This window comes from Streptomyces endocoffeicus (assembly GCF_016741935.1).
In the GTDB taxonomy this organism is placed as follows: domain Bacteria; phylum Actinomycetota; class Actinomycetes; order Streptomycetales; family Streptomycetaceae; genus Streptomyces; species Streptomyces endocoffeicus.
Window position 1 is genome coordinate 1 of sequence record NZ_JAERRG010000010.1, and the last position, 13,136, is coordinate 13,136.

The window sequence follows — 13,136 nt, forward strand, 5'->3', positions numbered from 1 at the left end:
CGCGCCGCTCGCGCCCGCGCGCCGCTCGCGCCCGCGCTACTGGGAGCCGCGCCAGTCCCCGCCCTCGACGATCAGCCCGGCCACCAGCGCGCCCGACATCCCGGCGTGGGCGAGCCCGCCGCCCGGATGGGCCCAGCCGCCCGCCAGATACAGACCCGGTATCCGGGTGACATTGGCGGGCCGCAGAAACGCGCCGTCCGCCCCGGCGAGCGCCGGTCCCGGAACGCCACCGCCCCGGGCGCCCGTCTCCGCCGCGGTGTCGGCGGGGGTGCGGACCTCATGCCACAGCAGCCGCTCCCGCAGCTCCGGTATCGCGGCCTCGGCGGCCGTGATCAGCCGCTGGGCGTCCCGCTCCGCCGCCGCGCCGTCCGTCCAGTCCACCGGGCCGTGCGGGGCGACGACGGCGGTAAGGGTGACGGCCTCGTGCTCCTCGTCCGGGCGCACCGCGGGGTCGTCCGGGCGCAGCACGGTCACCGTGGGGCGGGGGCAGGGCTCGCGGAGCCCCTGGCCGTCGCCGAAGACGGCGGCCAACTCCGCGTCGCGGTCCGGGGCGTGGACCACGGTGCGGTGCGCGGTGCCCTCGGGGCGGGCGCCGCGCAGCGCCAGAAAGACGGTCAGCCGCCCCGGTGTGCCGCCGCCCGCGCCGGACTCCGGCCGCACATCCCCCTCCCGCCAGGGCCGCTGCCCGCCGAGCAGCGGGGGCAGCAGCGCGGGGTCGATGCCGGAGACCACCGCGTCGGCCTCCGCGACGGTGCCGTCGGCCAGCTCCACACCCGCCGCACGGCCGTCCTTCTCCACGATGCCGGTGACCTCGGCCTCGAAGTGGAACTCCACTTTCCGCTGACGGCAGCGCTCATGGAGGGCATCGGCGAGCGCCCGCATCCCCCCGCGCACATACCAGGCGCCGAACGTCTGCTCGACGTAGGGCAGCACGGTGGCCGAGGCGGGGGCGCAGCGCGGGTCCAGGCCGTGCGCCAGCGCATGGCTCTCCAGGAGGGCCACGGCGCGCGGATCCCCCAGCTCACGGCAGGCCACCTCGGCGAGCGTGGGCGGCCCCGCGGCGCCGCCCCGGCGGAACAGGCCGCCGAACCGGCCGCGCCGCACGGGGGCGGCCGGATAGGGATCGCGGCCCAGGACGTGCCAGTCGGCGCGCAGCGGCTCCTCCAGGAGCGGTCTGCGGGTGGCGTCCCACACCTCGCGCGCCCGGTTGACCAGATCGCTCCAGCGCTCGCCCGCGCCCGCGCCGAAGGCGCCGTCCAGCGCCTGGAGGACCCCGGCCCGCGAGGCATTGGGCAGCCGGACGTCCGTGCCGTCGGCGAAGAGGTGCCGGCTCGCCGGGTCGACCTGGACGAGCTCGACGCTCTGCTCCAGGGTCTGCTTGCCGGTCTTCACGAACAGATCCCGGTGGACGGCGGGCAGCCGCAGCAGCCCCGGGCCCGTGTCGAAGCGGAAGCCGTCCCGCTCGAAGCGGCCGACCCCGCCGCCATGGGTGCGCCCGCGCTCGTACACCACCACCCGGTGGCCCGCCACGGCCAGCCGGGCGGCCGCCGCCATGGCGCCCATCCCGGAGCCGATCACCACAATCCGTGCCATGACCGTGACTTTATCCGCCCCCGCCGACAGCCGGGTCACCGTGCCTGGGGACGAACGCGCAGAGCTGAGTACGCGTACTCAGCCGGGGAGATGAGTAGCCGCGCGGATGGGCCGCCACCTGCGCGGACGAGAGAGTGGAGCACACGGAAGGGCGCGCGCCGCACCGCCGGCACGGGGCGGCGGAACGGCGCGGGCCCGGACGAAAGGTGGGAGTCACCGGGAGTCTCCGGACCAGGAGCCTCCAACGGGGGAAGTACGGGGGAGTTACGGGGGGAGGCGCTGTTCCGGTCAGGTCGATGAAAGTCGATCTGCCGGAACAGCGCCTTCTGCTTTCACCCCGAGGCCACGGTCCCGCCCACGCGGCCCTGCAACAGCCGTGACAGCGCCGCGTGCACATCCTCCAGCGACCGCTCCGGCTGATAGGACTGCCAGTCCAGCGCGGCCACCAGCACCATCCCGAACAGCGCCGAGGCCGTCAGCGGGATGTCGATGTCCTCGCTGAGTTCATGCGCGGTCACCCCGGCCCGCAGCTCGGCCTCGATCACCGCTATGGCCCGCTGCCGGACCATCATCAAGGTGGACTGCCAGGCGCGGTTGGTGCGCCAGAGCTCGGCCACGTACAGCTGGGTCAGCGACGGATAGCGGGAGATGAAGTCCAGCCCGGCCCGGACCATGGCGTCCAGCGCGTCCACATGGCTGCCGCCGCGCTCGGCGTTCTCGTCGGCGGCGGTCTGGAGCGAGGCGGTCAGCAGCTCGACGCCGTGCTGCAGCAGCTCCTCGAAGAGCACGGTCTTGCTGGCGAAGTTGTAGTAGACCGTGCCCTTGGCCACCCCGGCCCGCTCGGCGATCTCGTCCACGGTGGTGGAGGAGAAGCCCTGTTCGGCGATGAGGGTGACCGCTGCCTCGAAGAGTTTCTGCCGGGTGGCCTGGCGGCGCGTGCTGCTGCTGTCCATGGCGCCGATTCTGCCCGTTGTTGATGTTATCCCGCTCACAGGCTCAGCTCCGGGTGCAGCCGGTCCACCGTCCACACCTGCCGGCGCCGCGCCGACCACGCGGTGAGCGCCAGGGCGGCCGCGGTGAATCCGATGAGCACTCCGCAGGCCGACCACACCGGCCCGAGCCCGCCGCCGGTGATGAGCCGGCGCAGCCCGTCCACCACGTAGGTCATCGGCAGGAAGGGGTGGATGGCGTTGAAGAAGCGCGGACTGGTCTGCACCGGATAGGTGCCGCCCGCCGAGGTCAGCTGGAGCATCAGCAGGGCCAGCACCAGGATCCGGCCGGCCGGTCCGAAGCGGGCGTTCAGCCACTGCACGATCGCCGCGAAACAGGCCGTCACCAGCATCAGGAAGCCGAGCGTACCCGCGGCCCGCACCATCTCGAGGCCGATCGCCCAGTGCAACACCGCCATCAGGGCCAGCGTCTGGAGCACACCGATCGCGGCGACCGGCAGCCAGCCCGCGAACGCGATCCGCCAGGAGGAGGCGCCCGCCGCCAGCGCGCGCCCGTTGAGCGGCTGGATCAGCATGTAGGCCACCATCGCGCCGACCCACAGGGAGAGCGGAATGAAGTACGGGGCGAACCCCGTGCCGTAGTTGGGCGCCTTGTGCAGAGCCTGGTTCACCAGCCGCACCGGATCCGACATCACCTCCGTACGGGCGTCCCGGTCCTGCTTGCCGTAGTCGGGGATCTTGGCCGCGCCGTCGTACAGACCGCCGGAGAGCTTCCCGGAGCCGTCCACGAGCCGGTACATCCCGCCGCCCAGGGTGTCCGCGCCGCCGCGCGCCTTACCGACGCCACTGTCGAGGTCGGACGCGCCGGTCTTGGCGGTGCTCAGCCCGGTGTGCAGGGTTCCGGCGCCCTTGGCGACCTTCTGCGCCCCGGAGTTGAGGGCGTTGATCTTCCGTACCGCGGTGTCGAGATCGGTGTCGAGGTGCGGGGCGGTGCGCGCGAGCCAGAGCGCCTGGTCGTGCAGATCGTCCAGATGGCCGCCGAGGGTGTCGAGTTGGCCGGTGTGGTCCTGGACCAGCTTGTTGACGTCCTCGGCCACATCGGCGGCGGTGCCGGCCGCCGCCACCGACTTCTTCAGCGCGGGGCAGTCCGGGTCGGTGGGCACCGCGCCCCCGCAGCGGGTCCGGTAGTCGGCGGCGAGGTCGTCGGACGCCTTACGGGCCTTGGTGGCCGCCGTGGAGGTCTTCTCGGGCAGGGTGTCGAGGTTGTCGGACGCCTTCTGGGAGGCGTCGGCGACCAGTTGGGAGATGTCCCCGATCTCCTTGCCGTGCTCCTTGAGGAACGGGCGGACCTTGGCCGCCACGCCGTTGACCTTGTCGGACAGGGACTGGGTGCCGTCGGCGACCCCGCCCGCGCCGGTCTCGAGCGTCCCGGAGCCCTTGTAGAGCGTGCCGAGCCCGGACTTCAGATCGCGGCTGCCCTCCTTGGCCTTGGCCAGGCCCTTGGCGAGGTCGTCCGCGCCCTTCTTGGCCTTGCCGATGCCCTTACCGAGCTTGTCGGCGCTCTTGGCGGCCTTCTCCGTCTCGCCGTGGATGTCGGCGAAGGAGATGAAGATGTTGTCGTAGAAGCCGCGGGACGCCTTGGTGGAGGCCGCGGCGCGCACCTCGGAGAAGACCGAGCGGGAGATCTGGCCGACGATGTAGTTGTTGGCGTCGTTGGTGCGCACCTTGAGGGCGCCGGTCTCCGGGGACTTGCCGGAGCTGGAGGCGATCCGGCGGCTGAAGTCCGGGGGGACGGTCAGCGAGAGGTAGTACGTGCCGTTCGCGACCCCCTTACGGGCCTCGGCGGCGCTCGTGGGGTGCCAGTCGAAGGTCTCGCTGTCGAGCAGCTTGCCGGTGATGTCGTCGCCCGCGGTGAGGTGCTCGCCCCGCACGGTGGCGCCGGTGTCCGAGTTGACGAGGGCGACCGGGATCTTGTTCAGCTTGCCGTACGGGTCCCAGAAGGACCACAGGTACAGCGCGCCGTAGAGCAGCGGCAGCAGGAGCAGGGCGGCGAGCGCCGCGCGCGGCAGCTTGCCTCTTCCGAACCGCTTCAGCTCAAGTGCGGCGAGTTTCGGCGAGCGCATCCGCCGCCCCTTCCTCGTTCTCGTCGTTCTCGTCGTGTCCGTGTCGGTCGGTGGCGGGCGCGTGGGCCTTCCGCGTCTCGTGGGCCTTCTCGCCGTTCCCGGCGGCGCTGGTGCGCGCGGTGCGGACCACGACCGCGCCGGGCGGGGCCTGGCTGCACACCGCGAGGACCGTGGTGCCGTCCTCCGCGATCTCCCGCAGCAGCGCCCAGGCGCACTCGCGGTCGGCGTCCGAGAGCTTCAGGTCGGCGTCGTCGACGGCCAGCAGCCGTGGCCGGGCGATGAGCCCGAGCGCGATCGACAGCCGCAGCGCCTCCAGCCGCTCCAGGTCCCGTACGGCCGTACGCGGCCCCTTGGGCAGCGTGTCGAGGTCCAGCCCGGCGGACGTAAGGGCGGCGTCGATCGCGGCCCGGGACGCGGCGGCCCGATCCCGGCGCGGGCGCAGCAGCCCGCGCGGGGAGTCGGCGAACCGGCGCCGCAGCAGGGCCCGCTCGCGCAGATGCTCGGCGACCGTGAGCACCGGGTCCAGTTCGTTGACGCCCGGCACCTGCGCGAGCGCGCTGATCCGGCGTATGCGCGCCATCTGTTGGGGCACTCGGAAGCCACCGACACCGCCGTGGCCCTCGGTGGGGCGCATCCGGCCGGTGAGCGTGAGCAGCAGGGAGGTGCGGCCCGAGCCGGACGGGCCTTCGACGGCGATCAGCGCACCCGGATCGGCGGCGATGTCGGCACCGCGGAACGCCCAGCCGTGCGACCCCCTGACGCCGAGCCCCTCGGCCGTCACCGCCGCCCCGGTCCCCGCTTCTGGGGTGCCCCCCACACAGATCACTTCCTTGGGTTTTTGAACTGACTGGTCAGTGCAAAAACAGTATGAGGCATGGCCGGGCGAGGCGCGGCGTCGGGGGTGTTCGCGCTGGTCAGGGCCGATTGTCAGTGGTGTGCCCCACGATGGCCCCATACGGCGGACGCTCTACCACACGAGCGGTCGCCACGCGACGACAGGAGGTTCGTCATGGCCAGTACCGCCGCAGCGCGCCGGCACCGTGCCGCCGCCCCTGCCCCCTCGTTGACCGGTCCCGCGAGCGATGTTCACCCCGTGCTGCGCCGCGCGTCCGCCCCGCCCGCCGCCGCGGCCCTGCTCACCCAGGCCCATGAGGGCCTGGAGGAGGCCGCCGCGCTCGAGACCCCCAACGAGCGCTTTGCGACCGCGCATCTGGCCGCACTGCGCACGGCCGCCGCCGTGCTCGCCGTGCGCGGCCGCCCCGAGCCCACCCCGCGCCGCCGCGCCCGGATCCGCAGCGCCTGGGAGGTGCTGCCGGAGGTCGCTCCCGAACTGGCCGAGTGGAGCGCCCTGTTCGCCTCCGGCGCCGAGCGCCGGGCCCGCGCCGAGGCGGGGATACAGGGCGCCGCGAGCCCGCGGGACGCGGACGATCTGCTGCGCGCCACCGCGATGTTCCTGCGCCTGGTGGAGCGCATGCTGATGCTGCAGCCGGCCCTGCCCCACCAGAGGCCGGACGACGAGCCGGGCCCGCCGGGGGCCTGAGGAGCGGCCCGGTAACGAGGCGTGAGGGCGGCCCGGCACCCGCGCGGGGCCGTCCGGTGTCCGCGTGAGGGCGGCCCGGTGTCCGCGTGGGAGTGGCCCGGGGTCCGTGTGAGGGTGGCCGGTGTCCGCGCGGCAGCCGTCCCGTGTCCGCGTGGGAGTGGCCCGGTGTCCGCGCGGGGTGGTCCGATATCGCGTGGCGCCGGTCCTCCATGGGGCGGGCCGCCTCGGCGCGGGCCGCCCCACGGAGGCAATAGGCTGGGAGCGCCGACGTTCAGCAAGCCGTCGTCACCGCCTCCGGGCGTGGCGGCACCGCGCCGAGGAGCCACCCGCCGTGTCAGACCCGCAGCGCCCCCGTGCGTCCCTCCGTACCGCCGTGGTCTGGGAGGTCCTGAAAGACGCCCTGGAACGGCGGGCCAAGGCCACGGGCCGGGAGCCCGCCGCGGGCGAGGCCGTGCACGGCGCGCTGGACGTCCTTGACACCGGCGGCGGCAGCGGCAATTTCGCCGTTCCCGTGGCCCGCCTCGGCCATCGCGTCACCGTGGTCGACCCGAGTCCGAACGCGCTGTTCGCGCTGGAGCGGCGGGCCGCCGAGGCCGGGGTCGCCGAGCGGGTGCGCGGGGTCCAGGGCGATGCCCACGGGCTGTTCGAGGTGGTCGAGCGGGGCGGTTACGACGTGGTGCTCTGCCACGGCGTGCTGGAGTACGTGGACGACCCCGTCGAGGGCCTGCGGAACGCGGCGGCGGCCCTCCGCCCCGCCGGGACCCTCAGCGTGCTCGCCGCAGGCCTGGGCGGCGCCGTGCTGGCCCGCGCCCTGGCCGGTCACTTCACCGAGGCTCGGCAAGCGCTTACCGATCCCGAGGGCCGCTGGGGCTCCGGGGACCCGGTGCCGCGCCGTTTCACCGAGGACCAGCTGTCCGGTCTGGTGCGCGCGGCCGGTCTGGAGATCGCCGCGGTGCACGGGGTGCGGGTCTTCGCCGATCTTGTCCCCGGAGTGCTCGTGGACACCGAGCCCGGGGCGCTGGACGCCCTGTTGCAGCTGGAGGAGGCCGCCGCCGAGCTGCCCGCCTTCCGCTCCGTCGCCACTCAGCTGCACGTCCTCGCCGAGCGGGACTAGAGCGCTGCTCCCGCCCCGCCCGACGACGGGCGGCGCAGGTGGAGTCGGCCACAGGAGACCCGCTCGGACGCCCGGCGCCGTATGATCGGGGTACACCGTCCGGCATGGCCAATCGGCGGGAGGGGAATGGACGTCTCAGCGTCAACTTTCGCCACGCCCGAAGGGGTGGGCGAATTGGCGTTGAGGGGCGGGTTTCACGGGGGCGATTCCCTGCCTATCCTGAAAGGGTCGCACCCGGTCGCCCCCCGCGACCGACGAGTAGGAGGACTCCGTGCCGCTCTCGGAGCACGAGCAGCGCATGCTCGAGCAAATGGAGCGAGCGCTGTACGCCGAAGATCCCAAGTTCGCGACAGCGCTTGAGGGAAGCGGCCTGCGAACGTACACCCGGCGACGGGTCTACCAGGCGGTCGCGGGTTTTCTGGTGGGTATCGCACTCCTCATGGTCGGGGTGATCGTTCCCCAGATCTGGATCAGCGTGGTGGGCTTCCTGATCATGCTGGGATGCGCGGTGCTCGCGGTGACCGGTTGGCGCAAGGCTCCCAAACCCGGCGAGGCACAGGGTGGCGGCGGGGCGGCTCCCCGCCGTCAGGGCCGTCAGCGCCGCTCGATGATGACACGCATCGAGGAGCGGTGGCAGCGGCGCCGTGATGAGCAGGGCCACTGAGAATTCACGACTGAGAATTCACGGATGAGCGGTTGAGGGGCGGTCGCCGACTGGCGACCGCCCCTCAAACGTGCGGTGTGCTTTTACGGGGCGTTTTCGTGGTGCGTTTCCGCCCACGGCTGAGCCCCCTCGCCATGCGCGAGGGCTCAGCCACAGGCGCTCAGGGCCGCCCGGGGATCAGTTCTCCTGCTGGCCGCGCGGGGTCCGCAGCTGGGAGGCCCAACGGGCCCAGCGGGGCGCTCCCCACCGATCGACCAGCGTGGACCAGCGCTGTCCTGCCGCCCACATCAGCTGGGCCGCGGACCGCGGGGCCAGCAGCGCCCGCAGCCGCTCCCGCCGCCCCGCCTTGGCCCGGAATCCGGCCAGCACCAGCCGGACGTCGTCCGCGACGCCCGTGACCGGGCGCGGCTGCGGCGCGTACAGCACCTGCTCGACCGCCTCGGCCACCCGCTGCGCCGCCCGGGCCGGCTCGTCGTCGAGCCCGGCGATCCGCACCATCCGGGCCACCGCTCTGCGCGAGGTCAGCGAGTCGTCCGGCAGTACGCCGAAGTCCCAGGCCGAGTCGGTGAGTTCACGCCATGCGGCGAGCACCCGGTCGGCCGCGTCCTGCTCGGTGCGCCCGCCCGAGCCGTTCAGTCTGCGGGTCCGTATCCGCCGCCGCCACAGCATGGGCAGCAGGGGCACCACGGCCAGCAGCACCGCCAGCGAACTCCAGCTGGTGACCTTGGTGGCCGACCAGCCCCCGCCCGAGGCGCCGTTGTCCGGCTGCTGGGCCGCGGCGCCGCCGCAGGTGCCCAGCTTCTTCATGTCCGGGGAGCAGCTGTCGGACGCGGTCGGCGCGGCCGTCGGCTCGGAGGTCTCGGTGGGCTCGGTCGTGGGCTCGTCGGTCGGGGTGCCCGAGGGCGTCTGCTCCATCGTGTAGTCGGGCTGGGTGCCCCGGCTCGGGGTGGGCTCGAAACGGGTCCAGCCCACGCCCTCGAAGTACAGCTCCGGCCAGGCGTGCGCGTCCTTCAGACCGACCGACACCGAACCGTCCGCCTGGGCGGTGCCGGGCGTGAACCCGACCGCGACTCGGGCCGGAATGCCCAGCGTCCGGGCCATCGCCGCCATCGAGAAGGAGAAGTGGACGCAGAAGCCCTCCTTCTGCTTCAGGAACCGGACGATGGCGGCCGAGCCGCTGCCGGACTGCACCTGGGTGTCGTAACGGAATCCTCCGTTCACCGCGAACCAGTCCTGGAGCTTGACCGCCTTCTCGTACGCGTTCGCCGCGCCGGCGGTCACCTCCCGCGCCGTACGGGCCACCACGGACGGCAGCGAGTCCGGTACCTCGGTGTACTCGTTCCGCAGCCGGGAGGGCGGTGCCGGGGCGGCCGCCAGCTGGTCGGCCGTCGGCTCCACCAGCAGGCTGGTGACCCGGTAGCGCGCGCCCCGGGTGGTCTGGCCGCGGTCGCCGACCAGCGTGCGGCCCTCCGGCTCATAGCGCCAGCGGCCGTCGATCTCGACCCTGGACGCGGGGTAGGGGAGGGGCAGCCAGTTCTGCGCGTACCAGTCGGCGGCCGAGATCGAGGTGTCGATCGAGGAGACCCGGACCGAGGGGCCGAGCCCGGCGGGCGAGGGAAGCTGACTGGGCACATCGGTGACATGCCGCTCGGACGACTTCCACGAGGTGCCGTCGAACCGGTCCAGCGCCACGATCCGCAGATAGAGGTCCTGGGTGGTCTGCGAGGAGGTGCGATAGCGCAGCACCTCCTTGTTCTCCGGCTGGTTCAGGCTGTCCTGGAGCGACACCAGCGGATTGACCGCCGAGATCGTGCCGCCGCCGCTGCCCGACCCGCCGCTGCCGCCCTGCCGGTCCAGCAGCCCGCCGTCCAGGGACGGCAGCACCGCGGGCACCGCGAGCGCGATGCCGAGCGCCAGCACGCCGATCCGGCGGCCGGTGCGCACCGGGGCGAGCGCCGGGCTGCCTCCGGCTCCGGCCAGGCCCGAGGGCGGCATACCCGCCGGATGCGGGGCACCGCCGCTGAACACCCGGCCCCACTGGGACAGCCGGTCCCGGCCCTCGGCCAGGAGCAGCAGCAGATAGCCGGCCGCCGCCAGCAGGAACCACAGCCAGTCGCTCCCGTCGTCGGACAGACCGGCCGCGACCGAGTAGAGCGCGAGCAGCGGAAGCCCGGCGGGGGCCGCGCCGCGGTACGTCACCGCGAGCGCGTCGACCACCAGGCCGATCAGCAGCACCCCGCCCACCAGCATCAGCCGGATGCCGTCGGTGAGCGGCGCGGGGATCGCGTACTGCCCCACGTCGTCGGCGCCGTCGCGCAGCAGCAGCGCGAACTCGTGGAGCGCCTGCGGGCTCGGCAGCAGCCCGCCCAGCGCCTGGTCGTGTGCGAAGGCCAGGGTGAGCAGCAGCAGCGTCACCACGGCCTGCGCGGCCACCGTCAGGGGGCGGGCCAGCGGCACCCGGCGGGCCGCCACGCCCGCGGCGCTCTGGACCGTCAGCAACAGGACGGCCTGCAACAGCCAGCTCGCCGGATCCACCAGCGGCAGCAGCGCACAGGCCGCCGCCACCGTGGCCAGCGCCGCGCATATCGCGAGCCGAACGCTTCCACTCATGTCCAACTCCCTGTCATGCCGCCGGCCGCGCGGCTTCCGGCGTCCGCCCGGGTGGCGCCCTGGGCGTCGGCCTGCCGCCACAGCTGCGTCAGCGAGGCCCCGGGGCCGACCGGCAGCGCCGTCCACCCCGCCTCGCGCAGCCGCCGCAGCCGGTCCTCCAGTTCCTGTGTGGCCCCGAACTCCGCCCCGCGCGACCAGGCGGCGCCGTCCAGCACAAAGGCCACCGCGGCCGTGGTGCGGTGCCGCATCCGGGCGGCCATCACCGCCTGCTCCTCGTCCAGATCGCCCAGGAAGGCCACCAGCAGCCCCTCACCGCCGCCGCGCAGCACCTCGAAGGCGGGCGAGAGCCCTCCGCCGTCGGAGTGGTCCACCACGGCGAGGGTGTCCAGCATCAGCCCGGCCGTCTCCGCCGAGTCATGGGTGGAACCGGTGAAGCCGCCTCCGCCGTCCGGGCCCGGCACCGAGCTTCCGGTGTCGGTCAGCAGCCGGACCGCATAGCCCCGCTCCAGCAGGTGGACCGCGGCCGAGGCCGCCCCGGAGACCGCCCATTCGAAGGCCGAGTCCGGCCCGGAGCCGTAGTGGGCGGTGCGCCGGGTGTCCAGCAGCACCGTGCAGTGGGCCCGCTGCGGCTGCTCCTCCCGGCGGACCATGAGCTCCCCGTAGCGCGCGGTGGAGCGCCAGTGCACCCGGCGCAGATCGTCGCCTATGCGATAGCCGCGCGGGATGACATCGTCCTCACCGGCCAGGGCCAGCGAGCGGTGCCGCCCGTCCCCGTACCCCGCGGCCTCGCCGGTCAGGCGCACCGGGGGCAGCGGCTCGACCCGGGGCACCACCGTGAGCGTGTCGTAGGCGCTGAAGGCGCGGGTGAGCTCGCACATCCCGAACGGATCGCTCAGCCGCAGCTGGAGCGGGCCCAGCGGATAGCGGCCGCGCAGATCCGAGCGGACCCGGTAGGACACCTCGCGGCGGCCGCCCGGCTCCACCCGGTCCAGCACGAACCTCGGGCGCGGCCCCAGCACATAGGGCACCCGGTCCTGGAGCATCAGCAGCCCGGTGGGCAGCCGCGAGACATTGTCCATCCGCAGGTGCACCCGGGCCTCGGAGCCCGCCGGCACCCGCGCGGGCGCGAGCCGTCGGCTGCCCGCCACCCGGTACCGGGTGCGGTAGACCACGGCCACACAGACCAGCGGCAGCGCGGCCAGCAGCAGCCCGACCCGCAGCAGATCCGCCTGGCCCAGCACGTAGCTGCACACCGCGGCGGCCACCCCGGCGGCCAGGAAGGAACGGCCGCGGGTGGTCAGACCGGCGAGGGCGGACCGCAACCCGCCCGGCTGCTCGCCGGCGCCGGGCCCCTCGGGGCCCATGTCCGTCCCCCCTGCGGCCATCACAGCCTCCGCGCGCCCGGCTGCTGCCGGCCGAAGTCGGCCGGGGGCATGGGCGGCATGGGCGGCATCCCGCCCGCGCCGCGCTGGGCGGAGGTGGGCACCGGGGTGCGCTGCACGATGTCCGCGACGACCTGCTCGGAGCTGCGCCGGTTCAGCTGGGCCTGCGCGGTGGGCAGCAGCCGGTGGGCCAGCACCGCGACGGCGAGGGTCTGCACATCGTCCGGCAGCGCGAAGTCCCGCCCGGCCAGCGCGGCCGACGCCTTGGCGGCCCGCAGCAGATGCAGCGTGGCGCGCGGCGAGGCGCCCAGCCGCAGATCGGGGTGGTTGCGGGTGGCGGACACCAGGTCCACCGCGTAACGCCGGACGGCCTCGGCGACGTGCACCGAGCGCACCGCCTCGATCAGCTTGACGATCTCATGGGCGTGCGCGACGGGCTGCAGGTCGTCCAGCGGGGAGACCCCGCCGTGCACGTCCAGCATCTGGAGCTCGGCCTGCGGGCTGGGGTAGCCGATGGAGACGCGGGCCATGAAGCGGTCGCGCTGCGCCTCGGGCAGCGGATAGGTGCCCTCCATCTCGACCGGGTTCTGCGTGGCCACCACCATGAAGGGGTTGGGCAGCTCATAGCTTTCCCCGTCGATGGTGACCTGGCGCTCCTCCATCGACTCCAGCAGCGCGGACTGGGTCTTGGGCGAGGCGCGGTTGATCTCGTCGCCGATCACGATCTGGGCGAAGATGGCGCCCGGTTTGAACTCGAACTCCTTGCGCTGCTGGTCGAAGATGCTCACGCCGGTGATGTCGGACGGCAGCAGGTCCGGGGTGAACTGGATCCGCCGCACGGAGCAGTCGATGGACCGGGCGAGCGCCTTGGCCAGCATCGTCTTGCCCACGCCCGGGACGTCCTCGATCAGCAGATGTCCCTCGGCGAGAAGCACGGTCAGCGAAAGCCGTACGACCTCGGGCTTGCCCTCGATCACACCCTCCACCGACCTGCGGATCCGATCCGCTGTGGTGGTCAGATCGCTGAGGCTCGCTCGCTCGTCATAGGTCGTCACCCGGCCCTCCTCGGCCCGTTCTCAGGGCCGTTGCCCTCGGAACGGACCGGCCCACCGCAAACGCTGACATCGGACCCCCGCGTGGTTGCGGGGGACGATGTCACC

At 73.6% G+C, this 13,136-nt stretch carries 10 protein-coding genes; 3 read left to right on the forward strand and 7 right to left on the reverse strand.

The window, feature by feature from the left end; translation table 11 throughout:
• Positions 1 to 36: 36 nt before the first annotated feature.
• The 4 genes from JK364_RS24360 to JK364_RS24375 all read right to left on the reverse strand — a co-directional run bounded on the left by JK364_RS24360 (position 37) and on the right by JK364_RS24375 (position 5,483).
• Positions 37 to 1,593, reverse strand: a complete 1,557-nt coding sequence (locus JK364_RS24360) for a phytoene desaturase family protein (RefSeq protein WP_201853325.1) — start codon at positions 1,591 to 1,593, stop codon at positions 37 to 39.
• A gap of 332 nt (positions 1,594 to 1,925) precedes the next feature.
• Entirely contained in the window at positions 1,926 to 2,546 is a 621-nt protein-coding gene (locus JK364_RS24365; protein WP_201853326.1) for a TetR/AcrR family transcriptional regulator, read from the reverse strand.
• A gap of 35 nt (positions 2,547 to 2,581) precedes the next feature.
• Positions 2,582 to 4,666: a YhgE/Pip family protein gene (locus JK364_RS24370; protein ID WP_201853327.1), complete on the reverse strand. Its 2,085-nt coding sequence runs from the start codon at positions 4,664 to 4,666 to the stop codon at positions 2,582 to 2,584.
• Positions 4,638 to 5,483 carry an ATP-binding cassette domain-containing protein gene (locus tag JK364_RS24375; protein WP_307841376.1) on the reverse strand — a complete coding sequence of 282 codons (846 nt, stop codon included), beginning with the start codon at positions 5,481 to 5,483 and terminating at the stop codon, positions 4,638 to 4,640. Before JK364_RS24375 ends, JK364_RS24370 begins: the two co-directional genes overlap by 29 nt.
• 192 nt (positions 5,484 to 5,675) lie before the next feature.
• Here JK364_RS24375 and JK364_RS24380 point away from each other — a divergent pair, with 192 nt between their 5' ends.
• The 3 genes from JK364_RS24380 (at position 5,676) to JK364_RS24390 (ending at position 7,984) form a co-directional block, all read left to right on the forward strand.
• Positions 5,676 to 6,206, forward strand: coding sequence for an SAV_6107 family HEPN domain-containing protein (locus JK364_RS24380; protein WP_201853329.1), 531 nt, complete (start codon positions 5,676 to 5,678; stop codon positions 6,204 to 6,206).
• A gap of 331 nt (positions 6,207 to 6,537) precedes the next feature.
• Positions 6,538 to 7,320 carry a methyltransferase gene (locus tag JK364_RS24385; RefSeq protein ID WP_201853330.1) on the forward strand — a complete coding sequence of 261 codons (783 nt, stop codon included), beginning with the start codon at positions 6,538 to 6,540 and terminating at the stop codon, positions 7,318 to 7,320.
• A gap of 271 nt (positions 7,321 to 7,591) precedes the next feature.
• Positions 7,592 to 7,984 carry an SCO2097 family morphological protein gene (locus JK364_RS24390; protein WP_201853331.1) on the forward strand — a complete coding sequence of 131 codons (393 nt, stop codon included), beginning with the start codon at positions 7,592 to 7,594 and terminating at the stop codon, positions 7,982 to 7,984.
• Between the two features lie 177 nt (positions 7,985 to 8,161).
• Here the strand turns inward: JK364_RS24390 and JK364_RS24395 are convergent, their stop codons facing one another.
• Genes JK364_RS24395 through JK364_RS24405 form a run of 3 tightly spaced genes read right to left on the reverse strand, consistent with a single transcriptional unit; the run spans position 8,162 to position 13,031 of the window.
• Complete coding sequence (locus tag JK364_RS24395; RefSeq protein WP_201853332.1) at positions 8,162 to 10,594, reverse strand: transglutaminase TgpA family protein; 2,433 nt, start codon at positions 10,592 to 10,594, stop codon at positions 8,162 to 8,164.
• Positions 10,591 to 11,979, reverse strand: coding sequence for a DUF58 domain-containing protein (locus tag JK364_RS24400; protein ID WP_201853333.1), 1,389 nt, complete (start codon positions 11,977 to 11,979; stop codon positions 10,591 to 10,593). The genes JK364_RS24395 and JK364_RS24400 overlap by 4 nt, the downstream gene beginning before the upstream one ends.
• Positions 11,979 to 13,031, reverse strand: coding sequence for an AAA family ATPase (locus JK364_RS24405; RefSeq protein WP_201853334.1), 1,053 nt, complete (start codon positions 13,029 to 13,031; stop codon positions 11,979 to 11,981). Before JK364_RS24405 ends, JK364_RS24400 begins: the two co-directional genes overlap by 1 nt.
• Positions 13,032 to 13,136 lie beyond the last annotated feature (105 nt).

Bases quoted from the DNA above. Each gene is read 5' to 3' on its own strand.
- JK364_RS24360 (WP_201853325.1), bottom strand. From the start codon at position 1,593: ATGGCACGGATTGTGGTGATCGGCTCCGGGATGGGCGCCATGGCGGCG.
- JK364_RS24365 (WP_201853326.1), bottom strand. From the start codon at position 2,546: ATGGACAGCAGCAGCACGCGCCGCCAGGCCACCCGGCAGAAACTCTTC.
- JK364_RS24370 (WP_201853327.1), bottom strand. From the start codon at position 4,666: ATGCGCTCGCCGAAACTCGCCGCACTTGAGCTGAAGCGGTTCGGAAGA.
- JK364_RS24380 (WP_201853329.1), top strand. From the start codon at position 5,676: ATGGCCAGTACCGCCGCAGCGCGCCGGCACCGTGCCGCCGCCCCTGCC.
- JK364_RS24395 (WP_201853332.1), bottom strand. From the start codon at position 10,594: ATGAGTGGAAGCGTTCGGCTCGCGATATGCGCGGCGCTGGCCACGGTG.
- JK364_RS24400 (WP_201853333.1), bottom strand. From the start codon at position 11,979: ATGGCCGCAGGGGGGACGGACATGGGCCCCGAGGGGCCCGGCGCCGGC.